The following is a 24,509-nucleotide window of genomic DNA, read 5'->3' as shown; positions in this document are numbered from 1 at the left end:
TCGCGCCTCCCCGAAAGTCCTTGGAACACTTCTCGACCGAAAGTGGCGGATCAGGCGCGGGGGCCGGACGGGATAAGGGCAGCGAGGCGAGCCGACACCGAGGTATATCCGACTGTCGCCCCTCCTAGCTCGTTATATCTACTCAGGGAGGCTATTGGAAGCTTTTTGCCCCCCTGGAGCACGTAGATGGACCCGTCGGGAGTGCGGATGAAGCTTGTCGCCGGCTTCCCCACGGACAGTGCGCTACATGTGAGCGAATCCAAGGACGTCGACGGCAGCGGGTACAACGGCGCGGTATTTGCATCCAGCGCATGCAACTCGCCGCCTCCCGCTACATACGTGACTGCACCGCAGACGAGCTCGTACCCCAGGCGAACGGTTCCTTGGTCGGCATACGCTGCAAGCTGAGCATCTGTTACATAAGAGAATCCACTCACCCCGGCCTCACTCGCTGGATCGAACGAGTCGAGGGCGACCTTCTTCGAGATCCCGTCAATGATGTAGATCGTCCCGTTGCTCGCCGTACGCGCCAGTGAGGCAACGCGAAGAACCGCTGGCCCCGTCGACATGGTCGACATGAACGGCGGCGCCATCGACGTGATCGACGGGTTCCCCCCTGGGCTCAACGAAACCAGAGCCTCCCATGAGCCCACCGGACGCATGCTCGATGCATCGAGCATGTAGACGGACGACGAGTTGGTGCCCTTGAAAAACGAACCTTGCTTCAATTCAACGGCGCGAGGATAACTTTGCAGGAACTCATCTGTGACGCTGGTGTAGGGCAGGGCCGAAACGGGAGTACCGCCGGGTACATCAAGCCGTCCGATTGTGGAGAGCACGCTATTCGTCGTGTTCCCCGGGGCCCGGACGACGCCGGAAAAAGCAGCCCCAGCCGATGGGATGCGGCTCAAACTCGATGACGAAAGCGAGCCCGCGGAACGCCCGGGGATACCGACAACCGTCTCACTGCCGGCGGAGATGTACGTCTTGCGCCCCCCGGCAAGCAGGAAGTAGTCCGCTGCGCCACGCTGAGAGACGTAAGCTGAGTCCCGAAAGATCGGTGAACCGACCGAAAGATCAGCGACCGCGTTCTCACTGAGCACGTTCATAGGGGCTGGTATGCCCGCCTCGGATTGGGAACGCGCGTCGAGAATTTCTCTCTTGGAGCCCACGGTGATGTAGTAGCGGCCGCCCGCAGTCGTTCCCATAACTGGCGTGACACCGGGGCCGGAGACAAACGACGAAACCTGCGCATCGGTCAACTGCGTGTACCCACCCGGCGAACACGATCCGCCATAGTCGACGACGAGCCCGCACGACGGTATCGGCAGCTTCATCCCAGAGTCGACAAAGAAGATCGCCCCAGCATCGCTGCGAACAATTCGATTTGCCGGCTGCTTCGTCGGGTATTTGTCGAGGTAACCCTGGGAGACGAAGCCGACTTGCCCAAGCGCAGAATAGCTAGCAATCAGGCCCATGTTAGAGATCGGATACTTGACCGATCCAGAAACAAGGAAGACGCTGGGATTGGCCTCTGTCCGGACGAGAGCGCTCCCGACCGTCGGCGAGCCGAACCAGTCGCTATAGATTCGCCAGAAATTCCGGTTGCCGTAGGCACTGCAGCCGTCACCCGTGCCGTAGAGGTTATTCAAAGCGGCGGCGTTTGGCTGGTAGGGAGTGTAATTGTAGAGTCCCGCGGTCGCCTGGTTGACGATCAACACAGGACTCGACCCGCACGAGGCGTCGGGGCTGAATCTGATGTTGTTAACGCGCCCGGCAATGTGGTTGAAGTACGTCGGATTCGCGGAATAGATCTTGAACTGCTTCGCAGCGTAGTAGACCTGGTACATGAAGCCGCCGTAGCCCGGGTCACACGGAGCCGTGTCAGGACACCCCATTCCTGTGGCCGACTCGAACCGCCCCTGGCCTGGCGTCGACGAGGTGACGAGGCTCTGCTCTTTCTCCAACAGAACGAGTAGGGCTTTCTGGCTAATCCCGCAAGCCATCCCGACTCGAGCGATGATGCTCGCCGCCGATTCGTTCGCCTGTCCGACGTAGGTGTCGCATCGACCCGCCGTTCCGGCGATGGTCGGAGTGTTCTGGGAGTAGGTGCTCAGACAGGCATAGCTACTTCGACAAACCGGAACTTGAGCGACAAGGAAATTCTGAATGTCTTGCGCACTCATAGCAGCACCATCAAAAAATTGCTCGTCGCTGATGATATTGCCCGCATTGAAGTCCGATGCGTCGGCCGCGCTAGCTGTCTGGGCCGGAGCTATGAAGGCGATCAAACCAAGAAGGAGTGTTAATGCCGCCGTCACCGCCGTCGCCTTCCTTCTGCCAGTTGTCGTCACGGGATCTCCAATGTGGTCGGTTCCGAGGCGGTAGCCGGCACCGCTTCAGATGAATATGTCACTGTGACTGTCCACGTGCCTCGGCTAAATGCTTCAATCGGTACCTGAACGAGACCACACGATGTCGTGCGCACGTCAGATCTTCCGATGCTTGAAACATCCGTGGATGCGCCGGCCCCGGAGAAGGTAAAGGTGCAGGTGCCCCCGTCTTCGACGATTCCCGCAACATAGCCTGACGAGGAGACATGCAAGCCGTCGACGTCGATTCCGGCGACGACTATTACGGGCTCGATTGTGGGAGGAGTTGGCTCGGGGACGACCGTCGAGGTGTCATCTGGAAGAGGCGGGCCTGGCGACGTGGAAGGCGCGGTAGACGCGGAGGAGCTAGAGGTTGGTTCGGGATCGCCAGAGGACGTCGGCACGCACGCGCTGACTCCGATAAGGATTACTGCTACGAGAACAAGCGAACGCCCCAAATTACGCACCTGCCCGCCACCCTCTGCTCTATAGCCGCTCGTGCCACGTTGTAATAAACGCGCCTTCCTGGAACAGATTAGCGTGACGTTTGCCGCTCGTGCTCGAACGAGTGCTACTCAGCGAAAAGGCGTCTCAATTCCGCTCCGATTCGTTTAGGCGACGTCCGCTCCCGAATCTCAGCCATCCTCCTCAACCCGAAGCGCCAATCGGATGAGCCGACGCCACGGCCAGCGCGTTCGATCGCTGCAAGTATGGAGTCCTCCGAGATTGGCCCCCGGTGAAGAAATGGATAGTCCTCACCGAGCCACTCTACAGCTTCTCGCTCGGTGTCCTGAATGAGGATGTTCGCGTTCATATGCGCTGCGGTGAACCCCTTCAGAAACGGCTTGAAATTGTCGGCACCAGGATTTCGTCTCATCGCGTAATGCATGGTGTAGCCGGGAAGCTTCTTCATCCACGCAGTACTCGTGTCGGAGGTATCGACGTGGACGACGTCCACATGAGATTCGAGGCTTCCACCGAAAATCGCATTGAGCGGTTCCCCGAAGTAGCCGAGGCGCATAGGTTCCTCTCCGGATCGGACAGGTGTCGCAGGAAGTCTCGGATCGACGTGATGATTCACCAGGGTGACGGGCACGGCGGGGTAGTCCCTGGAGTGATTCGTGAACGCCATGACAGACGAGGCGACAAGCGCATCCGCAAACTCTGACGTCGTCGGAGGTGGTAGCTCGTCGACGGCATCAAAATACAGACGGTTTCCGTTTCGCTTCAGATCAGCCAATGCTTCTGGCGTCAGGTCCTTCAGAGCGCCCTTCGTGAGGAACAGGTCGGCCTTCCGATGAAAATCGGAGATCGAGCTGTATGACACACGCCTTGCCCCTGCATACTCAGCCGTCGCAATTTGAGAGAGCTGGTACCCCCTCATGATCGTCGAGCCTGCCTTGCCGAATCGATCGGAGTATAAGAATTTCAAGGGGCGGTTACTCCGGAACATTTCACTCCTCTTACCTGGCCAGCGTCGTAGCCCAAGGCTAATGGGCACGCCGGGCAGTCACACCCGGCGCCGCACGTGCAGTATTCGGCAAACGGAGCTCCGTCGACTCGCGCGCGCCTCGGCGATGGGGCGCGGTGCGCGCTCATCCAGAGAGAACCGTGGTCGCAACGGGGCTGGTAGGTTGGTTTCTTGCTTCTCATCCTGTCGCCGAACGAGATGCGCGGGGTCTATCGATCCGTCGGAACGTCGGCAGAGTTGCCGCAGGCGCGAGTTACCGGAAAGAGACCAACAGATGCCAGCAAAGCGTGCGGTCTACACCGCCCTTCTCGGAGGCTACGAGCGTCTCAACGATCAGGCCGTCGCCGAGGAATCCGGAATCCCTTTCATCTGCTTCACGGACGACCCGGAGTTGAAGAGCGACACCTGGGAGATCCGTCTCGTGGACCCACTTCTTCCACTAGACATGGTCCGCAGCCAACGAGACTTGAAAATCCGAGGCCACGACAGTCTCAGTGAATTCTCCGAGACCCTTTACATAGACAATTCCGTTGCGCTGAAAAGAAGCGCTTCGGACATCCTCGACGATTGGCTCGACGGCTCTGACTTCACTGTCGCCCACCACAGCTACCGCGACCGCGTCATCGACGAGTTCGATGAGGTTGTTGCCCTGGGATACGACGACGGCGCTCGCGTCAACGAGCAGCTCATCCATTACTCGGAGTTGTATCCGGACATTCTGCTTGAACGGCCACACTGGAACGGAATCCTTGCGAGGCGATCGTCCGCGGCGGTCAGCCGGACTATGGACATCTGGTTCGACCACGTCCTGCGCTACTCGCGACGGGACCAGTTGTCCGCGAACGTCGCTTTCTCCCTCGGTGGGGTGCAACTTCGCAGTCTTGAATTAGACAACTGGCTCTCGCCGTCTCATGCATGGCCTGTTGAGGCTCAGCGCAAAGCGCATCTGGGTAAGGTATCTCGGCGCAAGGTAGGCCCTCTGCTCGCAGAGATAGCTCGAGCAGAACGCGAGACTGCCGCCCTCCGGACGTCCCTCGACCAGCTGACCGCGGAAGCGAACGAAACAAATGCGCTCCATGCCGCCCAGGTATCCGAGCTGGAAGCCGCTCTTGAGGGTGCCCGCCTCCTCGCCGAAGAGGAGCGCTCGCGTCGCACCGTTCTCGAGAAGGATCTCATTGGATACATCGGACAACTAGAGGACCTGCGAAATAGCACTTCGTGGAGATTGACGGCACCCATCAGGCGCGTTCTGCAAGCATCTCGAACGCGCGAAAAGGAGGACACCCATTAAGGCACTTGTCACAGGCGCCGCCGGCTTCGTCGGCAGCACCCTCTCCCGCACTCTCCTTCGCCAAGGGCACAGCGTCCTCGCGCTCGACAATCTGTCGAACTACTATGATCGACCTCTCAAGCGGCAGAACGTGGACTCGTATTCGGGCCTCCCGGGCTGCACGTTCATCGAAGCCGACCTGAACATGGTCGATCTCGATGATCTGCTGTCCGGCGGAATCGATGTCGTATTTCACCTTGCTGGCCAACCCGGAATTCGCGGTTCCTGGGGCCAAGAGTTCACGACGTACACCCGAGCCAACGTCGATGCGACGCAGCGGCTGCTTGAGGCGTGCATGCGCTACGGAAAGCTCCGGCGGTTCGTATATGCCTCCAGCTCATCCGTGTATGGACAGGCTGAGACGTACCCCACCTCGGAAACGACCCTCCCGCGACCGTTTAGTCCCTACGGCGTGACCAAGCTGGCCGGGGAGCATCTCACCGGTCTGTACCGAGCGAACTACGGGGTGCCGACGGTTGCGTTCCGTTTTTTCACCGTCTACGGGCCAGCGCAGCGCCCGGACATGGCGTTCACCAGATTTCTCCGGGCTGCGGTATCCGGAACACCGATCTCGATCTACGGCTCCGGCGAGCAAGTGCGCGACTTCACGTTCGTAGACGATATCGTCACTGCACTGATCTTGTCCGCGCAGTCCAACGGTGTCCTCCCACCGGTGATGAACCTGTCCGGAGGCTCGAGCGTTTCCGTCAACGCAGTGCTTGACACGATCAAGAGGATTTCGGACAACGAGTTGCTCGTCGACTACACGAGTCCTGTGAAGGGCGATGTCACCCGTACCGGAGGCGACAGTTCTCTTGCCCTCTCAGAACTGGGATGGGCGCCTGAGACTCCGCTCTCCGAGGGCTTAAGAAGACATCTCGAATGGGTGCTTGCCACGCAATAACAAGATCCGGCGGCGTGAATCCACGCCGCCGGATGATTCAGGACTGCTTTACTGCCTGACCAGCCCCTCGGCGTCGATACTCACCATTCCTGATCCGACCGTCGGCACATCGACCTCAAAGGTTGATGCAGGGTTCAACCGGTCGAGCGATCTTCCCGCCAGTTCCTCGAGACTTCCACGAACGAGGTACTGACCGGCGCCGAGCGACTGTCGCCGGAGCACGAAATCGACCGTGTGCGTTCCAACCACGTCGGGGATGGACATCCCCAGCATTCGGGTGTTGAGCCCGTATACCGGCTGACCGGTCAAGGTCTCGATAGCTATTCCGGCCACAAGCGGCTCCTGATTGCGCTGAAGCTCGTATGTGTAGGAGAGCGTGAGATCGGATTTCGCGACGATCGCGCCCCTTTCGTTCTTCTCACGAGAATCAGCGCTGATCGATGCGATCTTGGCGTGTGAGATCTCCTCGGGCTTCTTCTCCTCTTCTTCGAGCAACCGCGCCTGCTCGAAGCCGTAGCGAAGAACTCTCAAACCGTCCACGGCGTTGCCGTCGTGAATCATGTCGCCGTGGTCCAGTACGACTACACGATCGCAGAGTCGTCCTACCTGTTCTGACGAATGGCTCACGAGAACGATGGTGCGGCCTTCACGCTGGAACTCGCCGATCTTGTCCATGCACTTGCGCTGGAATGGTTCATCACCGACCGCCAACACCTCATCGACGAGGAGTAGGTCTGGATCCACGTGCACGGCAACCGCGAAGGCGAGGCGTACATACATTCCCGAGCTGTAGAACTTCACCTGAGTGTCAATGAAGTCTTCAATTCCCGAGAAGTCGACGATGGCGTCAAAGTACTTATCGGTCTGCTTGCGCGTCAGACCGAGGATCGCCGAGTTGAGATACACGTTTTCACGGCCAGTGAGGTCCTGATGAAAACCCGCGCCGAGTTCGAGTAGTGCCGCGAGTCGGCCTCGTCTCCTCACGGTGCCCGACGTGGGCTCGATGATTCCGCCGATCACCTTGAGCAGCGTGCTCTTTCCGGAGCCGTTGTGACCCACGAGCCCGACCGTGCTTCCGGCCTCGATATCGAGGTTGATGTCCTTCAGAGCCCAAAAATCATCTCGATGTTTGTCGGCCGCCCTGAAGTTCACGAGCCTCTCTTTGATCGTCTTGTCTTTGTGCATGATGAAGCGTTTGGAAACGTCTTTTACTTCAACAAGTGTTCTCGGCGATGACATGGTTACAGCTCCTGTGCGAAGTTGCCCTGCAAACGGGCGAATATGCGTTGTGCCAGCCAGAGAAGTACGACGCTGAGCAACAAAGTGACGACAAGGCGAAGCTCAAGATAGGGCGGCCAGTACTGCTCTTGGGCACCGGTTGCAGTGCTGCCTTCGGCCCATAGGGCCTTCTGCATTCCCAACACCGCGGTCGTGACAGGATTCATGAGATAGGCCTGTTCGAGCCAGTTGCCATTCAAAGCCTTGTGTACGAAGGTGAAGGAATACACGATCGGCGAAGCCCAGAAAAGGATGATGGTAGCGATCTCGACAAGATGCTGCACATCTCGAAAATAGACATTTATGGCAGAGAGTACGAGACCGATCGCCGTGGCAAAGACAACGAGCGAGAGAATGGCGAGGGGCGCAAGAAGTAGGTCCGGACCGAGCGGGAACGTCGAAAGCACCAATATCGCTGCCAGGAGCACGATCAACTGCATGGCGAAGTTGAAGAGCGCTCCGCCGACAGTGCTGAATGGGAATATCTCGCGAGGCAAGTAGACCTTCTTGACCAAGCCCGAGTTATTCAGAATCGACGTCGTGCTGTTGTTGAGGATTTCGTTGAAAAGACCCCACATCGTAATTCCGATGAAGATGAAGATCGCGAAATCAGGTACGGATCGAGCAGCCCCCAGAATCTGTCCGACAGCGAAGTAATAGATAGCGAGTTGCACCAATGGCCGGAGGAGACTCCAGACGATGCCCAACGAGCTGTCTTTGTACCTCGCCTTGATCTCGCGTCTGACGAGGAGACCCATCAACTCCCGGTGGCGCCAGATGTCCGCGATGGACGACGCTGAACCGCGGAAGAACTTCTGCTTCTCCCCGACCGTCACGTAGTCCATCGTTGAGATTTTCTCGGCGCGTCTTTCTGCGTCCGCCAATGTCATACTTCGTCCTTCGTTTTTCGACTGTGCTCGAGCGACCCGGCCCGAATTGCCTCCGCGTCGCTGAGGTCAACCAATGATGCGACTCGATAACTCGCCCACTTGGCTACGTGGTACCGGGGATTGGAAGCGAGCCAATAAAGCTTTCGTTTCCAGCTGTACTCGGAGTCCTTCATAATACGGACGGAATCAGCGAGTATGCCGCGAGCTGTCAGGATGAACTGGCCTTTCCGCGCCAACGGCTGAATCGGTTTGCCGATCTGCCTCAACGCAACGGTCTCATCAAAAATGCGCCTGCGATATTCCGCCAAGGTCAGGTCATTGGAATGAACGACGGAGGCTCTGGGAGCATACGCCTTTCTCAACCCGGCCTTGATGATGTCCTCGCCGAACATCATGTCTTCGGAGTAGCGAACGTCGCGATATGGGATGTGCTCGCGGAGAAACTTTGTTGTTGTCGCAGAGTTCACGTCGGAATAGAAAGCGAGGGCATCGATAAGACCTTGATTGTCTGCGAAACCGTCGTCGTAGAAAACTGTGGTTCCAAAATCAGGGCCGAACCCCGCGAAGACCATCCTGATCTCGTACTTGAGCAAGGGAAAACACCCGGGCCTGGGGATCTGCTTACCCATGACCCCTCTAACGTCAAGACCGCTATCTCGAAGCGGAGCCGTAATCTCGTGCAGCCAACGATCTGTCGCGGGGATGGCATCGTGGGTCAGATAGGCGATATATGTTCCATTGGCCAACCCTGCCGCAAGATTCCTTGTCTTACCGTGTCCGAACTCAGAGTTCGGGATCTGGTGAAGCCTTACCTCCGGGTGCCGACGAACAATATCGAGTGTTGCATCGCTCGAGCCGGAATCGATGACCAGTACTTCATACGTACCGTCGAACCGCTGCACGGACAGCGCTCCGAGGATTGCTTCCAGATATGTCTCCCCGTTGTAGGTGAGAATTGCGACTGTTGCGTCAACAGAATTGGTCACTGGTGTCCCTCCGAGACGAGATGATTCCATGTTGAACGAATTCCATCTTCGAGAGTCCTGGGCGCCAACTGTCCGAACTGCTTCTCGTACCGGGAAGTGTCCAGAACCACCCGGTCGAGGTACGTCGACGGGATGGGCTTGTGTTCCACGAGCGGGTCGATGCCGGTCACCGTTCTCATGACCTCGAGAACCTCCGTCAGCGTGGCGCCCCTGCCGCTGCCGATGTTGTACACATCATGATCAAGTTCTCGTCCCACCGTGCTCACCATCATCTTCACGGTGTCGTCGACATACTGATAGTCCCGAACCATGCTGCCATCTCCAAACACTGTGATCGGAAGACCCTGCTGCATACGGTTCAGAAAGATAGGGATCACCCCTTGCTTTTTGTGAGCACGCTGGCGCGGTCCGTACGGATTCGATATCCGAAACGCAACCGTATCGATGCCGTACTTGGTCCGGAAATAGCGAAGGTACCCTTCGATCGCGAGTTTGCCGATCGCATAGGGCGACACGGGCAAGGGACGAAGATTCTCATTGAGAACTGGTTCAGGTTGGTTTCCGTATATTGCGCCGCCCGTGGAAGCAAAGAAGATCTTCTGGACTCCCGCGTCAACACTGTGCTGAAAGAGTTCGATGCTCGACGCGATATTCGTTCGAACGTCCATGGTGGGATCGTTCTCAGCGGTTGCGGGTGTGGTGGTCGAAAGGAAATGAAAAACAAAATCCTGCCCATCGACGGCTTCTCCTATGTCCGCGACGTTCATGAAGTCCCCAGCCACGATGCGCACGCCCGACGCGGTGAACATCGATGTACTGCCCGAAAACCGGTCGAACGCTGTCACGGAGTGGCCCGTCCGAACGAGTTCGTCGACGAGATGAGAGCCGATAAATCCGTTAGCGCCTACGACAAGACACCTAGCCACGAATAGCTTCTTCGAACAATTTGACGAAGGTACGGCCTGAGGTCGCCCAATCAGTGGCTCTCACGCTTTCTGACGCTTCACGGGCATACTGCGGCAGATCGGCTCGATCGACGATTTCTACCATTCTCTGACCGAGGGCATGGGGCGCCGGCGCAGTGTACGCGAGGTACGGGTTGTCGCTGACCAAACGATTATTCGGACCGTCGTTGACCACCGGGATAACCCCCGCCGCCAACAGCTCAAGTGGAAGCAACGACATATTCGTCAAAGAAATGACGAGACCCGTGGCACACCTGTTGTAGACCTCGTTTAGTTGATCTATCTTGAGGTCTTTCAGATTCGTGTATTCGAACGGTATGTCGTAAGAACTCACATCCCAGCCAGCGAGATTGATGGTGTAATCCGGCCGAGCTCTAGCGAAATGTTCGAGGGCGAGGATTCCCAGTTCGAACCCTCGGCGGGCGGTCACCGGTCGCGCATAGAAGAAGACCTCTTTTCGCCGCGACTCATTCGTGATCTTGTACATCGTGCTATCGGCACCGAAGTCGAAAGACGATGTTGTCATACCGAAATCATTTGCGAGCTTGTGAGCGAGGAAGCCCCCCGCGGTGATTCCATGAAATCCGAATCTGTACGTATTTTCGGCGAGAACAGCGTCAGATCCGACGGAGTAGAAATACGGCTCATAGTCCTGCACGAAGTAGAAGCGCCTTGCGGGAGACGAATCGAGGAAGGACGGATAAGCAGTCTCCCAACCGGTCGCGAAGATCGCATCGACATCGCTCGAGACGCCGGCATCCGTATATGTCTCGATGCTTGCCTTGACATTCGGATACGACGGAGACGACTTGATCATCTCTTTGATGAGCGGAATTGAGTAAGGAGCATGAGCGCTGTAGATGTACACCTTGATCGTGTGCCCCGCCGCTTCGAGAAAGCTCATGAAGCGGAAGATGTTCTGATGTCCCCCGCTTGACTCACCGGGGGGCGACATGATCCACGCAACGGTGAGCCTATCCTTATCGATCACGATCGGATCGACAACCGCCGGATGGGGGATGCTCCAGTCAACTCGACTCGCATCTTCTGTCTTGACGAGGAAGCCGATCTTGACGGTGCCCGGGACGGGAGGTGGCACCGCGCGAAAGCGATGGCGCACCTTGTTGATCAGGGCAACGACACCTTGCTCTTTTAGGACGATCAGGGCCTTATTTAGGGAGCTCACCGATACAGGGTACTAGGCGCCCACAGTAACTGCCGCTCCGAGCGCTATCTCGTGGGAGGCTGGCGGCGCGTTACGGCGTAGCCCCCGAAAATCGTCAGTGCATAGAACCCATTAGCCCGCCATGACCCGATCGAAGGCGTCGATGAACATCTCGCCGGGGTCGGCCCAGTCAATACGAGCGACGGATTCCGCCATCTCGCGCGCGTGCTCCACCTGGTGGGCGTCATCCACGATCTCGATCATGCGGCGAGCCATCGCCCCGGGCGACAGCGGCTGATAGTCCATGTACGGGCTCTCGAAGATCTCGCGCGTGTTCGGCGCGTCGTTGACCACCGGCACCACACCGCTCGACATCACCTCCATCGGCAGTAGCGACATGTTGGTGAGAGAGAGGATCAGCCCAGCGGCACAGCGGTTGTAAACCTCATTGAGCTGCGAGATGTCGAGCGCAGTGTGATTCACATACGGGAACGGCACCCAGTAGGGAGAGATATCCCAGCCGACCATGTTGATCGTGATCTCGGGCCGCAGACGGTGCAACTCGGTGAGTACGAGACGGCCAAACTCGAAAGCGCGACGGGATGTCGGGGGCCGGGCGTAGAACAGCACCTCGCCTCGCCTTGAGGTATTGGTGAACGAGTAGTGCTGCTTATCGACCGCATAGTCGTAGTGGTCGCCCGGCATGCCGTAGTCGTCGGTGAGTTTCTTCGACAGCCACTTGCCCGCCGAGATGCCGTGGAACCCGAAGCGGTAGGTGTTCTCCGCGAGTACGTAGTCGCTGCCCGAGGCATAGAAGGCGGGCTCGAAATCCTGGGTGAAGTAGAAACGGCGGGCGTTCGTCGGATGCCGGTGGGCCGGGTATGCGGTTTCCCATCCGGTTGCAAAGACGGCCTGGGTGTCGGTATCCAGCCCCGTGGCCTGGTCGTAGATGCGCAACTCGCCGCGAAGGTCGGGATATGCGCTGGTCGTCTGCAGCATCAGCCGAATGGCCGCCAGGTCGATCGGCTTCGACTCGGTCGTGTAGAAGTACACGGTCACGGAGTGGCCGGCCTTCTCCAGAAAGTCCATGAAGCGGAAGGCGTTCTGGTGTCCGCCGCTCGTGCGCCCGGGGGGTGAGATAATCCAGGCGGTCTTCACGTTCTTCGTGACTGGAGCGGGCAGATCTGTCTCGAACAGGGCCGGCACCGTCCAGTCCACCGCGACGGCGTCGTCGGGATGAACGAGCGATTCGCCGGGCTTGTTGGTGTTGAGGTCGATCGAGAGCCGGTTGAACACCCTCGAAGCGGCCTGACGCGGGCCTTCCGACTTCAGCGACGTGACGGCGCGAGAAAACAAGCTCACGGTGATCTCCTTCAACGGTGTTCTCGTGCTCGGCACCGATCGGCGGCCGCGGAACAGCTAGTAGCCTAACCATGTGCCGATCGACCGAGGAGAAGCCATGCCGCACGACGAATTGCGGGCAACCGTCATTGTCGTGAACTTCAACGGCGGGGCCTTCGTGCTCGAGTGCATCGAGTCGCTCTCGCAACAGAAGACGCCGGGCATCCATGTCGAGGTGGTCGTCGTCGACAACGCATCGACCGACGGATCAGATCGCCAGATCTCGCAGTTCTACCCTGACGTGCGCATCATTCGCAGCCCCAAGAACATCGGCTTCGCCGGCGGTGTGAACCTCGGGATCGCAAACTCCACGGGGGACGTGATCGTGCTGATCAACAACGATGCTGTCGCTGCTCCGGGCTTCATCTCCGCTATCGTCGCGCCGCTCGTCGAGGACGGCAATGACCGCGTCGCCGCCATCACCGCACGGATTCTTCTGAGTGGGCGGTTCGTTCCTGCTCCAGGGTCGCCGACGGCATACGTATCCGCTTCGGGCGCTCGGTGGGAGCGGGTCGCACGCAACGCCACACCCGGATCCGGCGTGGCCCTCATCAATAGCACTGGAAACCAGGTCTCGCGCTCCGGCAACGGCAGGGACCGTTCGTGGCTCGACACTACCGACGACGAGACCAGCCCCGTCGAGGTGTTCGGATTCTCGGGCGGCGGGGCGGCCATTCGGCGCGCTGCTCTCGATTCGGTTGGACTCTTCGACGAACGACTTTTTATGTACTACGAAGACACAGACCTGGCCTGGCGCCTGCGCCGAGCCGGCTGGAGCGTTCGGTACGCACAAGACGCCACCGTGTGGCACCGTCACGCCGCGTCCAGCGGCATCCGGTCGCCTTTCTTTCTCAGCCATAACGTGCGCAACCGTATTCTCGTCACGGCCCGCAACGGCACGTTGCGCATGCTCCTGTCTGCTGTCGCGCGCACTGGTGGAAGCCTTGCCAAAGCGCTCCGACGTCTTGCGCGCAACGGGCGAGACAAGGATGCCCGAGTTCAGGTACGGGCGACCGCACTCGGGCTTCTGCAGGCACTCTTGATGATGCCCGGATACATTACCGACGGACGGCTGCGAGATGCGGGTTCTCGCCTGCCCCGTTCATTCATCAAGCAATGGACGGTCGACGATTAGTTCCTGCACGACACACGCGAAAAGAATGATCTGATGACGACGACTCCCCCGAAACGCAACCGCGTAAAGCGGACCCGGTTGATGCTCTTCGTGGTGTTTCCCCTCGCCATGTTCCTCAGCTTGGCGAGCTGGGCTCTGGCCTCCCCTGTCGGCGCCAGCCCTGACGACGACTTTCACCTCGCCAGCACGTGGTGCGGGCTCGGCGTCCGTGACGGACTCTGCGAGACGGGCGCACAACCTAACGAGCGCCTCGTTCCTCAGCTCGTACGTGACGGAGCGGAATGCTACAAATTCGCACCCGCAGTAAGCGCAGCGTGCCAAGAGCCCATCTTGGGTAGCGAGGCGTCGAAGCTCGTGCCGACCGTCCGACTCAACTCCACGGGGCTGTATCCCCCCGTCTACTACGCAGTCATGGGACTGTTCGCCTCTGAAGACGTCGAGAGGTCGGTCATCGTGATGCGAATGGTGAGCATCGCCATCTTCGTCGCTCTCTGGACCGCGCTCTACGCCCTCCTTCCTCGGCGACGCCGCGGCACGCTCGTCTGGTCGTGGGTCGTGGGCATAGTTCCCCTCGGCATGTTTCTACTTGCCTCGAACAACCCCAGTTCCTGGGCAATCATCTCGGGCGGCTCGGTCTGGATTGCTCTGGTGGGCTATTTCGAGACGACCGGGAGGAGGCGCGTCGCCCTGGGATTGCTCGCGCTTCTCGCGGCCGGGCTTGGTGCCGGAGCTCGTGCCGACTCAGCCCTCTACGCGATCATCGGCGCGGGGGTCGCCGTCGCTCTCACAGTCAAGCGTGCAAAAGGGTACTGGCGCTTGACCATCCTGCCTATTCTCATCGTCGTCGGGTCGATCGCCCTCTACTTGACCTCGAATCAGGTCGCGGCAGCCTCGACGGGAATGGGTACGGACACCACGATCGCGACGACTGACACGGGCTTCCTCCTGACGAGCAATCTTCTCGACATCCCACTTCTCTGGGCGGGCGTTTTCGGCTCCTGGGCCCTCGGATGGTTCGATACGAGGATGCCCGGAAGCGTGTCCGTCGTGAGCCTTGCAGCCTTCGCCGTCGTCGTCTTCGCGGCGCTCGCGCACACAACCTGGCGCAAGCTCTTGGTTCTCGGCCTGATCGCCGGCGCCCTCGTCGCTATCCCCGTGTACATCCTCGTTCAGAGCAGCACTGTCGTCGGCAGTGGGGTGCAGCCGCGCTACGTGCTTCCGCTCATCATCATGTTCGCCGGTGTCGCACTCTTCCACCTGCGTGATCGCGAACCTCAGCTCGGCCGGGTTCAGGTCTATCTCGTTGAAGGATCCATCATCGTAGCGAATGCTATCGCGCTGCATGTGAACATGCGCCGGTACCTCACGGGCGTCGACATGGGAGGCTGGAACCTGAACAACCAACGCGAATGGTGGTGGGCTCTGCCCGTTCCCCCGCTTGCCGTCTGGGTGATCGGAGTGCTGACGTTCGCTTTCGCCGTTCATCTGCTCCTCCGCTACCACAGCGTTCTCGGCTCGACGCAACGCCAGCAGTTCGATGACGGCTACTCCTCGCCTCGACTGAGATCCACTGCCGTATGACTCTCGACATCCTGATGCCCTTCTACGGGAGGGTCGACCAGTTCCGCCTTGCCGTAGATAGCGTGCGAGCGCAAACAGATGATGACTGGCGTCTCGTCATCGTCGACGACGTATACCCCGACCTGTCCGCTGGCCAATGGGTGCGCGAGCTGGACGATCCCCGCATTACCTACCTGCGCAACGATCACAACCTCGGGGTGAGCGGCAACTTCAACCGCTGCGTCTCGCTCATCGAGAACGACTTCTCAGTAATAATGGGATGCGACGACCTGATGCGGCCCGGATACGTGGCGAGGGTGGCGAATTTGCGGTCTCGATACCCGAATGTCGACATCATCCAGCCTGGCGTTTCGGTGGTTGACGAGCACGGAAATCCGTCTGAGCCCCTACCAGATCGAGTAAAAACACTCCTGCGTCCTCGCGGCCCGAAGCCGCAACTTCTCGGGGGCGACGATCTCGCTACGAGCCTGCTGCGCGGCAACTGGTGCTACTTTCCCTCGCTCTGCTGGAGAAGCGATCGACTGCGAGAGTTCGGCTTCCGCGAGAACCGTCGAGTTGTTCAAGATCTCACTCTCATCTTGCAGATCGTGCTCTCGGGCGGAACGCTTTTGCTCGATGATGAGACCGTGTTCGACTATCGCAGACACGCGGCAAGCGTCTCTTCATTGGGTGGCGTCGACGGGTCGAAGTTCGCTGAAGAGCGCGACGTGTTCTACGAAGCCGCCGATCGCTGTGAGGCGCTGGGATGGCATCGGGCCGCCCGTGTCGCCCGGAGGCACATTCCATCGAGGCTCAGTGCACTGTGGTCGTTACCGGCAGCCCTACACTGGGGCGACGCGGATGGCCGACGGGCGTTGCTTCGCCACGCTCTCGGCGGGCGTTAGACGATCGAGCGTGGGGGCCGCATCCGCACCCGCCGGCGGGCGATCAGCATGCCACGGGCCAGCATCAACCTCGCCGTGAGGATTGTCCCCAGGGGGCGCCACTTCAGCGGAGTGACGTTGTAATCATGCAGGCGACGCTCGACGACCACATCGCTCAGGTGCGAGATCGAGCGAGTCGCGTTGCCCAGGATAGCCAGCCACAGGTCGTGTGATTCGATGAAGATCTCCGGGAACGGCACGAGGTCAGGCACGAGCTCGCATCTGAACCCCATCGCGCACCCAAAGTAAGGACGGTAGCCCACAAGAATCGCCAGGGTGTTCCAGCCGAACTGCCGGTTGTAGCCTGGCCGAAGCGGCCGCCTGGCAGGCATCCGACCTTCCTCACCCAACACCGAATAGTTGCCGGCGACGACAAGACTTGTATCGAGCTGCGTGATCATCAACTCCAGTCGCCCGGCTGTCCAGACGTCGTCTTGATCGGCAAGCATGATGTACTTGCCGCGCGCTTGTCTGATGGCGCTCTCGAAGGTGCGCACGTATCCGCGGTTGGCCGACTCCGTGTGCAACCGGATGCGGGGATCGTCTACCTGCTCGATTACGGCCACCGTGTCATCGGGCGACGCGTCGTCCACAATGACAAGTTCGTCGTCGGCATGCAGCTGCTCGAGGATCGAGTCGATCTGCTCTCGCACGAACGGCGCGCCTCGGTAGGTGGCCATGCACACGCTCGCCCTGATCATGCCACCATAGTATTCGTCCGTTAGAACTCCTCAGGCACCCGACGAGAAGGAGGCCGCCGTGCCCCGAGCACATGCACGCGCCCCGTCGACGAGGGTCGTCGCCGTTATCTCCGCGTTCAATCCCGGACCGGCGCTGCTCGACGCATGCGCTTCGCTCTTATCGCAGACTCGTTCGGTAACCATCGTCGATGACGGCAGCACGATCGACGTCACCGAGATTCTGGATTCCTGTGCCGCGGCAGGCTGCCAAATCGTTCTGCTCGGACAAAACTCGGGTATCGCATCTGCTCTCAATGCGGGAGTCGATGCCGCATTTGCGAGGGCGCCGGAGGCAGAGTTCGTGTTGACGCTCGATCAGGACTCGACTCTCCAAGCCGACTATGTCGAACGTGCACTCTCGGCGTTTGAAGCGGCAACGGCCGCCGGCGTGCAGGTCGGCCTGGTCGCGCCGCACTCCGTCCAAGGGCTTCCCTCCCGCGTCGCGGAGGTGCGGAATGGGGTCGTACTGGGGCTCGAGCCGATCCAGTCGGGCTTGGTCATCCCGCGCTCTGTCTGGCGGAGCGCGGGTCCATTCCGAGCAGGTCTGTTTATCGACTCAGTCGACACCGAGTACTTCATGCGCCTTTCCGATTTCGGTTTCGAGACTGTGCTCGCCCCTGGCACCCACCTCAGCCATTCTTTAGGCAGCCGATTCCATCCCACGATCTTCGGTCGTCGCCTGCGGTTCCGCGGCAGAGACGTTTCACTCGTTCGCAGCTCCCCGTTCAGGTACTACTACATCGCACGCAACCGGGTGCTGATGAACCGGGCGTTCGGCTCGCGGCACCGCGCGTGGTCGATCAAGGAGACGCTCCTCGATGCACGGCACTTCGCAATTGTGCTTGCGCTGTCACCCAACAGGCTCACCCTTGGTCGCCTCATCGCCGCCGGATGGCTCGACGGCGTCCGCGGCAGGCAAGGTCGCATGCCTAGCGTCGCCAACCGGATCGCACGCCGCTGACCGCGCCTTTGCTCGCTGGTCACAGCGGGCGCTTATGATGGTCGGATGCCCACCCCCTTCGACGGCACACTAATTGTGATGCCCGCATTCAACGAGGAAGAGGCCGTCGGCAACGTCGTTCGCGAAGTTCTCGGCACTTTTCCCGGCATTCACTGCCTCGTCGTCGACGACGGCTCAACCGATGCGACATCGGCAAAGGCCACCGCGGCTGGAGCTATCGTCGCGTCATTGCCGTTCAACCTCGGCGTTGGCGGAGCAATGCGTGTGGGCTTCAAATACGCGCTCGAGCACGGCTATGACAACGTCATCCAGATCGATTCGGACGGACAGCATGACCCAGTGGGTGTGCCCGCTCTTATCGAGCAGCTCGCCACACACGATCTCGTTCTCGGTGCGCGCTTCGCCGGAGAAGGCGAATATTCGGTGCAAGGACCCCGTCGCTGGGCGATGCTGATGTTGTCGGGCATCCTCAGCCGGCTCGCGGGTACGCGGCTAACCGACACGACGTCGGGGTTTCGCGCCAGCGGCCCACGTGCTGTGAGACTATTCGCCGCGCATTACCCCGCCGAGTATCTGGGCGACACCGTGGAATCCCTCGTTATCGCGTCACGGGCCAGCCTCACGGTGAGCCAGGTGGCCGTCGCCATGCGCCCTCGCGCTGGCGGACGCCCATCCCACAACCCCCTCAAGGCGGCAATTTATCTTGGCCGTGCGGTGATGGCGCTGTTCATCGCCCTACTCCGCCCGCCCGTCATCCTGCCCCCGGAGGCGTCGACCCGATGACCATCGCCACATACCTGCTCGGGGTTTTATCGGCCCTACTCACTCTCGGTGTCGTCATCGAGATGCTGCGTCGGCGGCGACTGCGCGAACGCCACGCCGTATGGTGGCTGCTCGCTGGTACGCTCGCTCTTCTCGTGGGATTGTTTCCCGACATTCTCGGTTGGGCCGCAAGCCTCGTCGGAGTCGCGGTGCCGACCAACCTCATCTTCTTTGTGAGCATGGCCGTGCTCTTTCTGGTATCAATCCAACACAGCGCCGAGCTCACCGATCTCGAGACGAAGACCCGTGTTCTCGCCGAGACCGCGACCCTCCAGCAGCTTCGAATCGAAGAACTCGAGAAATCGATTCGGAAAGAGCCGTGAGTTCGGTTTTGCCGAGGGCCGGCGGAGGCCGGTGGAGCGTATTTGCCGGCGCGTGGATTGCGCTCTCGCTGCTCGCCGCCGCGTGGGCGATCTCCTCGCCGATATCGTCAGGTCCGGACGAACCAGCGCATATCGTCAAAGCTGCGTCCGTCGTCCGCGGTGAGTTCGTCGGACCGCAGGGCACGTACGGCAACGAGGTCGAGGTCCCGAACTACATCTCGTGGACCAACGCACAGACCTGCTTCGTCTTTCAACCGACTGTGCCCGCCGACTGTGCACCGGCGGTCGAAGGCGACCCGGCCAAGACAGTTCTTGGTTCCACGACTGCTGGCTACAACAATCCCGTCTACTACGTTCTGGTCGGATGGCCAACGCTGATCTTCTCCGATTCAACAGGTATCTACGCCGTGCGCATCGTGAGCGGGATCCTCTCGTCCGGCATGCTCGCGCTCGCGTTTATGCTTGTTTCGTCGTGGCGGCGACCTACCATCCCAGCGATTGGCCTGATCGCTGCAATCACGCCGATGGTGCTCTACGTCAATGGCCTCGTGAATCCGAGCTCGTTCGAGATCTCGGGCGCAATCACCGCGTTCGTAGCCATGCTGACCATCGTGTCGCAACCCGATGAGCGGATGCTTCGCGAACGAGCCATCGTTCTGGTCACCGTCTCTGTCCTGGTGGCAAACACGCGAACGATCTCGCCACTGTGGGTTGCCCTTGCCATCGTCCTGCCCCTGCTGTTGCTCAGGGGCCGCGAACTCGGGGCGCTGCTCCGAAGGCGCGCGGTCCTGCTTTCCGCGGCAATCATTGTGCTGGGCACTGCCTTCTCAATCGCGTGGACCCCGATCAGCACGAGGCTCGCTACGGATGCCGCGGCGGGCACCCCCGCGACTCCGGTCATCACGACATTGTTCCCCGACGTGGGCCAGAGTCCGTTCTTCGGCTTCGTGAAAATGGTGACGCTGACCTTCACCAATGGAGCAGACATGATCGGCAACTTCGGCTGGCTGGACACTCCTGTTCCCGCGACGACGATCGTGATCTGGACCATGCTTCTCGGCGTCATCCTGCTCGCCGGCTTCGTGCTGTTGCGCGGACGGCGCGCTGTCGTCGGGGCCACCCTACTGCTCCTCGCGCTTTTCCTTCCCGCCGTCATCCAGGCCGCTTTCATCACCAGCGGCGGATTTATCTGGCAAGGCCGCTACGGCCTGCCCATTTTCGTAATGCTCGTATTCGGGGTGTGCGCACTCGTGGGATTATCCATACAGAATTTACGTCCGAAGTCCAACGCTCTCACCCGCCTGGTGCTCGCCGTTCTCGTCGGCTTCGTCGCGGGCCAGGGCTACGGCTTCCTGAAGGCCATGCGCCGAAACGTGATCGGCAGTGACACCTCGTGGAAGCAGCTGATCACCGACCCGCAGTGGATTCCACCGGGAGGAGTGATGCTCTCGCTCGGTATTTTCGCCATAGGCCTCGTTGCGCTGGCCGTCGTTGTACTCCGCATCCGTTCAGCAGAGCGCCGTGCTGAGGTAGTCGGGCCGAATGCGTAGCAAGACCGCGCACTGGAGAGTGTTTCTCACGGCCTGGGTCGCGCTCTCCCTGATGTCGATCGCGTGGGCCCTCGCGTCGCCGCTGGGCTCAGGTCCAGACGAGCCGGCCCACATTATCAAGGCCGCTTCGGTCGTGCGCGGTGTGCTCGTGGGGCCGCAGGGCGATACCGGCAACATCGTCGACGTTCCCCGCGCTGCAGCGTGGACGGCCACGCAAGACTGCTATCGCTTCGACCTCAACCAGGATGCCGGATGCGCGCCGGGCCTCGCGAGCTCAGGTTCCGAGACGGTCACGACCGAGACATCGGCTGGCTACAACAACCCTGTCTACTACGCCGTCGTCGGCTGGCCCAGCCTGTTCCTGACCGGAGAGACGGGCCTCTACGGTGTACGCGTCGTCTCGGCGCTCATCTCGTCGGCCATGCTCGCCTGCGCTTTTATGCTCATCGCCGGATGGAAACGACGATCCGTTCCAGCCGTCGGCCTGCTCGTCGCGCTGACGCCCATGGTGATCTACGTCAACGGAGTGGTCAATCCGAGCGCGTTCGAGATCTCAGGTAGCCTGGCCGTCTTCGCGGCCACGCTGTCGATCGTGCTGCATCCGGATCGGCAGCTTCTCGCCCAGCGACTGACGATCCTGGTCGTCTCGGCGGTGCTCGCACTCGGCGCCCGCACAGTCTCGCCGCTGTGGGTCGCCCTCGGCATCGCGCTTCCGCTGCTCCTCGTGGGCTGGCGAGGCCTCGCGCCCCTGCTGCGCAATCGGGCCGTCATCGTGAGTTCGACTGTCGTCGCGCTCGTCGCCATCGCCGCCGTCGCGTGGAACCCGATCAGCACCCGCCTCGCCGTCGACGCGAGGACGACTCCGTCATCCACCGACGGCTTCGAGGTGTTTCCCGACGTGGGCAGCAGCCCGCTCTTCGGCTTCATGAAGATGATCACGCTGAGCGTCACCAACGGCAACGACATGATCGGCAACTTCGGCTGGATGGACACTCCGGTTCCCGACACGACCATCGTCGTCTGGACCGTGTTGCTTGGCGCTCTCGTTCTGGCCGCCATCTATCTGCTGCGTCGAAGGCGTGCCGTCTTCGGTGTCGCCCTGGTTCTGTGCTTCTTCTTCGTGCCTCCGCTCATCCAGGCCGCCTTCATCACGACCGGCGGATACATCTGGCAGGGGCGCTACGGGCTGCCGACGCTGACCATGTTGGCATTCGGACTGGCAGCGGTGGTCGCGGGCGCGATCCCGCGCCGCACAAGCGGAGCCATCCGCTCGGTCGGCTCCCCCACCCGTATCGTCGTCGTGATTGCGGTCGCCTTCGTCTACGCGCAGAGCTACGCATTCGTGAGCGCACTCCATCGCTTCACCGTCGGAAGCTCGACAGCGTGGAAACAGATGATCACTGAGCCCGCCTGGTCGCCCCCGGGAGGCGTCATACTCTCAGCAGCTCTCTTCGTCGTGGGCTCCCTCCTGCTCTTCGTCGTTGTGATGTCATTGCACCTGACGAAGAATCCGTTCGATGATGACGAGAAGGAGGGACGTCGTGAAGACCTCACCCCGCGTACTGTTTGACGCCACGTCGATCCCCCCGAACCACGGAGGTGTGGCCCGTTTCATTTCAGGACTGCTCTCTGGCCTCGAGCAGAACGGCGAGTTCGTCGACGTCGTCGCGAAGCGGCACGATATCCCTGCTTTTCACGACGTTGCTCCGGGCCACAATTACCTCGTCGCTCCGGCGCTCGTCTCGCAACGTGGCGGGCGGTTCCTCTGGGAGCAGACGGGGCTTCCGGCTCTTGCTCGTCGCCGCCGCGCCGACGTAATCTACTCTCCGCACTACACCTTTCCCTTGGTGACCCGTGCCCGGCGAGTGGTCACATTGCACGACGCGACCTTCTTCAGCTCTCCAGAGGCTCACTCGAGTCTGAAAGGCGTCTTCTTCCGCACGTGGATCCGCTGGGCGAACGCGCGTGCCGATCGGCTGGTCGCGGCCAGCAGAGCCACGGCGGACGAGGTTCAGCGCTACGTCGCGCATGCCCAGGGCACCATCGACGTCGGCTATCTCGGCGTCGACCCCGGTGTCTTCGCACCGCCTTCGCCGGATGCCATAGTCGATGCCAGGCGCGAGATCGGTCTCGACCCCGACCAGCCCTGGATCGCATTCCTGGGAACGATCGAGCCGCGCAAGAACATCCCAACGCTCATAGCCGCACACACCCGCCTCCGAGAGGCCGACCCGACCACACCCGTGCTCGTGCTGTCGGGCGCCCGGGGGTGGGACGAGGCCGCCAACCAGGCACTCGACCTCAACGCGCGTCTGGCTCCCGAGCAACGCCCCGTCATCGAAGCCGGATATCTGCCGCTCGAGCTGCTCTCTGCCTTCCTGGGGGCTTCCGAACTCGTCGTCTACCCCAGCCTGGGTGAGGGATTCGGCCTGCCCGTGCTCGAGGCGATGTCGAGCGGTGCGGCTGTGCTGACGACGCGGCGTCTCTCCATTCCCGAAGTCGGCGGCAATGCCGTCGCTTACGCCGAGCCCGACGCCGACTCGCTTGCGACGGAGATGCGTGCCCTGCTAGATAGTCCTGACCGTCGAGCCGAACTGGCGGCTGCCGGACTCGCTCGCAGCTCCCGCTTCACCTGGAGCGAGTGCGCCGCGGTGTACTCCCGCGCCTTCGCCGCTGCAGGAGCCCGCTCGTGACCGCCGCCAAGACCGGCGTCGTCACGGTCAGCTATGGCTCCGAGGGTGTGCTCGATGGCTTCTTCTCGTCGCTCGACGTAGCGAGCACCGCACCGCTGCACGCTGTCGTCGCCGACAACCGGCCTGAGGCGGGAGCCCCGGTGCGCGAACTCGCGGAACGCTACGGAGTCACCTACCTGCCCATGACGGGCAATCTGGGGTACGGCGGCGCCATGAACGCGGCCGTCCACAGCCTGCCCGCCGATATCCCCTGGATACTCGTGAGCAATCCCGACATCGAGATCCAGCCGGGCGCGATCGACGAGCTGGTGAGGGTCGGTGAATCGGATGCCCGAATCGGCGCAGTCGGGCCGCTGGTCGAAACAGATGGTGAGATCTACCCCTCCGCCCGCGCGATCCCCTCGCTGCGCATGGGGCTCGGGCACGCGCTCTTCGCCAACATCTGGCCGTCGAATCCGTGGAGTCGGCGCTACCACAGCGACAACGAGCGCCCGCCGCGCGAGCGCGACGCCGGCTGGCTGTCGGGCTCATGCCTCCTCATCCGTCGGGAGGCATTCGATTCCGTCGGAGGATTCGACGAACGATTCTTCATGTACTTCGAAGACGTCGACCTCGGCTACAGGCTAAGCAAAGCGGGCTGGCGCAACAGGTACGCCCCTTCCGCCACTGTCATTCACTCCGGCGCGCACTCCACCGACGAGCACTCCACGAAAATGGTGCTGGTGCACCACCAGAGCGCCTACCTCTTCCTCACCAGCAAGTACCGCGGCTGGTATTTCGCTCCGGTGCGGTTGGCCGTGCGCATCGGACTCTCGACCCGGGCATTCCTTGTGACCCGCGTATTCTCGAGACGTTCGTAAGGCGCTCCGGTTGCAGTACCAATAGCCAAATGTTAAAGCGCTGTCTTATCCTGCAAACAGTAGCTCCGACGTGGTCGCTCATGCCTGTCTAAGAGCTCTTGCCGCTTGACATAGTTCCTACGCCAGCCATCGACAATCCATGGTCATTCGCTGATCCAG

General features: G+C 60.8%; 21 protein-coding genes. 12 read left to right on the top strand and 9 right to left on the bottom strand.

Annotation, left to right across the window (positions count from 1 at the left end):
- Window positions 1-50: 50 nt before the first annotated feature.
- Window positions 51-2,354, bottom strand: a complete 2,304-nt coding sequence (locus TZ00_RS18930) for a hypothetical protein (RefSeq protein WP_152631178.1) — start codon at window positions 2,352-2,354, stop codon at window positions 51-53.
- A gap of 589 nt (window positions 2,355-2,943) precedes the next feature.
- Window positions 2,944-3,756 carry a hypothetical protein gene (locus tag TZ00_RS11610; protein ID WP_152631177.1) on the bottom strand — a complete coding sequence of 271 codons (813 nt, stop codon included), beginning with the start codon at window positions 3,754-3,756 and terminating at the stop codon, window positions 2,944-2,946.
- A gap of 361 nt (window positions 3,757-4,117) precedes the next feature.
- Here TZ00_RS11610 and TZ00_RS20200 point away from each other — a divergent pair, with 361 nt between their 5' ends.
- Both TZ00_RS20200 and TZ00_RS11600 read left to right on the top strand, forming a co-directional pair.
- Window positions 4,118-5,134: a hypothetical protein gene (locus TZ00_RS20200; protein ID WP_052521511.1), complete on the top strand. Its 1,017-nt coding sequence runs from the start codon at window positions 4,118-4,120 to the stop codon at window positions 5,132-5,134.
- The gene (locus TZ00_RS11600) at window positions 5,130-6,077 is read left to right on the top strand and encodes an NAD-dependent epimerase/dehydratase family protein (RefSeq protein WP_044441851.1); all 948 of its coding nucleotides are present in this window, start codon (window positions 5,130-5,132) and stop codon (window positions 6,075-6,077) included. The genes TZ00_RS20200 and TZ00_RS11600 overlap by 5 nt, the downstream gene beginning before the upstream one ends.
- Before the next feature lie 48 nt (window positions 6,078-6,125).
- On the opposite strand, the gene TZ00_RS11595 is transcribed toward TZ00_RS11600, so the two are convergent.
- The 6 genes from TZ00_RS11595 to TZ00_RS11570 all read right to left on the bottom strand — a co-directional run bounded on the left by TZ00_RS11595 (window position 6,126) and on the right by TZ00_RS11570 (window position 12,723).
- Window positions 6,126-7,316 carry an ABC transporter ATP-binding protein gene (locus TZ00_RS11595; protein ID WP_044441850.1) on the bottom strand — a complete coding sequence of 397 codons (1,191 nt, stop codon included), beginning with the start codon at window positions 7,314-7,316 and terminating at the stop codon, window positions 6,126-6,128.
- A 2-nt stretch (window positions 7,317-7,318) separates the two neighbouring features.
- Entirely contained in the window at window positions 7,319-8,245 is a 927-nt protein-coding gene (locus TZ00_RS11590; protein WP_044441849.1) for an ABC transporter permease, read from the bottom strand.
- Window positions 8,242-9,231, bottom strand: a complete 990-nt coding sequence (locus tag TZ00_RS11585) for a glycosyltransferase family 2 protein (protein WP_044441847.1) — start codon at window positions 9,229-9,231, stop codon at window positions 8,242-8,244. The genes TZ00_RS11590 and TZ00_RS11585 overlap by 4 nt, the downstream gene beginning before the upstream one ends.
- On the bottom strand, window positions 9,228-10,157 hold the full coding sequence (locus TZ00_RS11580; RefSeq protein ID WP_044441845.1) for an NAD-dependent epimerase/dehydratase family protein: 930 nt from the start codon (window positions 10,155-10,157) through the stop codon (window positions 9,228-9,230). The genes TZ00_RS11585 and TZ00_RS11580 overlap by 4 nt, the downstream gene beginning before the upstream one ends.
- On the bottom strand, window positions 10,150-11,382 hold the full coding sequence (locus tag TZ00_RS11575) for a rhamnosyltransferase WsaF family glycosyltransferase (protein WP_044441844.1): 1,233 nt from the start codon (window positions 11,380-11,382) through the stop codon (window positions 10,150-10,152). The genes TZ00_RS11580 and TZ00_RS11575 overlap by 8 nt, the downstream gene beginning before the upstream one ends.
- 111 nt (window positions 11,383-11,493) lie before the next feature.
- Window positions 11,494-12,723, bottom strand: a complete 1,230-nt coding sequence (locus tag TZ00_RS11570; RefSeq protein ID WP_152631176.1) for a rhamnosyltransferase WsaF family glycosyltransferase — start codon at window positions 12,721-12,723, stop codon at window positions 11,494-11,496.
- Window positions 12,724-12,796: 73 nt separating this feature from the next.
- On the opposite strand from TZ00_RS11570, the gene TZ00_RS11565 reads away from it, so the two are divergent.
- From TZ00_RS11565 to TZ00_RS11555, 3 genes are read left to right on the top strand one after another with little or no spacing between them, the layout of a single operon-like run.
- Window positions 12,797-13,897 carry a glycosyltransferase family 2 protein gene (locus TZ00_RS11565; protein WP_152631175.1) on the top strand — a complete coding sequence of 367 codons (1,101 nt, stop codon included), beginning with the start codon at window positions 12,797-12,799 and terminating at the stop codon, window positions 13,895-13,897.
- A gap of 33 nt (window positions 13,898-13,930) precedes the next feature.
- Window positions 13,931-15,478 (top strand): DUF2142 domain-containing protein, encoded by a 1,548-nt coding sequence (locus tag TZ00_RS11560; RefSeq protein WP_078714121.1) that lies wholly within the window; start codon window positions 13,931-13,933, stop codon window positions 15,476-15,478.
- A complete protein-coding gene (locus TZ00_RS11555) occupies window positions 15,475-16,362 on the top strand; it encodes a glycosyltransferase family 2 protein (RefSeq protein WP_044441843.1) in 888 nt (295 codons plus the stop codon). The genes TZ00_RS11560 and TZ00_RS11555 overlap by 4 nt, the downstream gene beginning before the upstream one ends.
- Here TZ00_RS11555 and TZ00_RS11550 read toward each other — a convergent pair.
- On the bottom strand, window positions 16,359-17,102 hold the full coding sequence (locus TZ00_RS11550) for a glycosyltransferase (RefSeq protein ID WP_044441842.1): 744 nt from the start codon (window positions 17,100-17,102) through the stop codon (window positions 16,359-16,361). The two genes, TZ00_RS11555 and TZ00_RS11550, sit on opposite strands and share 4 nt — an antisense overlap.
- Before the next feature lie 58 nt (window positions 17,103-17,160).
- On the opposite strand from TZ00_RS11550, the gene TZ00_RS11545 reads away from it, so the two are divergent.
- Genes TZ00_RS11545 through TZ00_RS11515 form a run of 7 tightly spaced genes read left to right on the top strand, consistent with a single transcriptional unit; the run spans window position 17,161 to window position 24,350 of the window.
- Entirely contained in the window at window positions 17,161-18,102 is a 942-nt protein-coding gene (locus TZ00_RS11545) for a glycosyltransferase (protein WP_044441841.1), read from the top strand.
- Between the two features lie 45 nt (window positions 18,103-18,147).
- Complete coding sequence (locus tag TZ00_RS11540; RefSeq protein WP_044441840.1) at window positions 18,148-18,885, top strand: glycosyltransferase family 2 protein; 738 nt, start codon at window positions 18,148-18,150, stop codon at window positions 18,883-18,885.
- Entirely contained in the window at window positions 18,882-19,247 is a 366-nt protein-coding gene (locus TZ00_RS11535; protein WP_044441839.1) for a DUF2304 domain-containing protein, read from the top strand. Before TZ00_RS11540 ends, TZ00_RS11535 begins: the two co-directional genes overlap by 4 nt.
- Window positions 19,244-20,797 carry a DUF2142 domain-containing protein gene (locus tag TZ00_RS11530; protein ID WP_044441837.1) on the top strand — a complete coding sequence of 518 codons (1,554 nt, stop codon included), beginning with the start codon at window positions 19,244-19,246 and terminating at the stop codon, window positions 20,795-20,797. The genes TZ00_RS11535 and TZ00_RS11530 overlap by 4 nt, the downstream gene beginning before the upstream one ends.
- Window positions 20,790-22,367 carry a DUF2142 domain-containing protein gene (locus TZ00_RS11525; protein ID WP_084606063.1) on the top strand — a complete coding sequence of 526 codons (1,578 nt, stop codon included), beginning with the start codon at window positions 20,790-20,792 and terminating at the stop codon, window positions 22,365-22,367. Before TZ00_RS11530 ends, TZ00_RS11525 begins: the two co-directional genes overlap by 8 nt.
- Complete coding sequence (locus TZ00_RS11520; RefSeq protein WP_202965847.1) at window positions 22,339-23,490, top strand: glycosyltransferase family 4 protein; 1,152 nt, start codon at window positions 22,339-22,341, stop codon at window positions 23,488-23,490. Before TZ00_RS11525 ends, TZ00_RS11520 begins: the two co-directional genes overlap by 29 nt.
- Window positions 23,487-24,350 (top strand): glycosyltransferase family 2 protein, encoded by an 864-nt coding sequence (locus TZ00_RS11515; protein WP_044441834.1) that lies wholly within the window; start codon window positions 23,487-23,489, stop codon window positions 24,348-24,350. Before TZ00_RS11520 ends, TZ00_RS11515 begins: the two co-directional genes overlap by 4 nt.
- The last annotated feature ends 159 nt before the right edge of the window (window positions 24,351-24,509 follow it).

This window comes from Agreia bicolorata (genome assembly GCF_000938265.1).
Lineage (GTDB): Bacteria > Actinomycetota > Actinomycetes > Actinomycetales > Microbacteriaceae > Agreia > Agreia bicolorata.
This window is presented reverse-complemented; position numbering and strand designations above follow the sequence as displayed.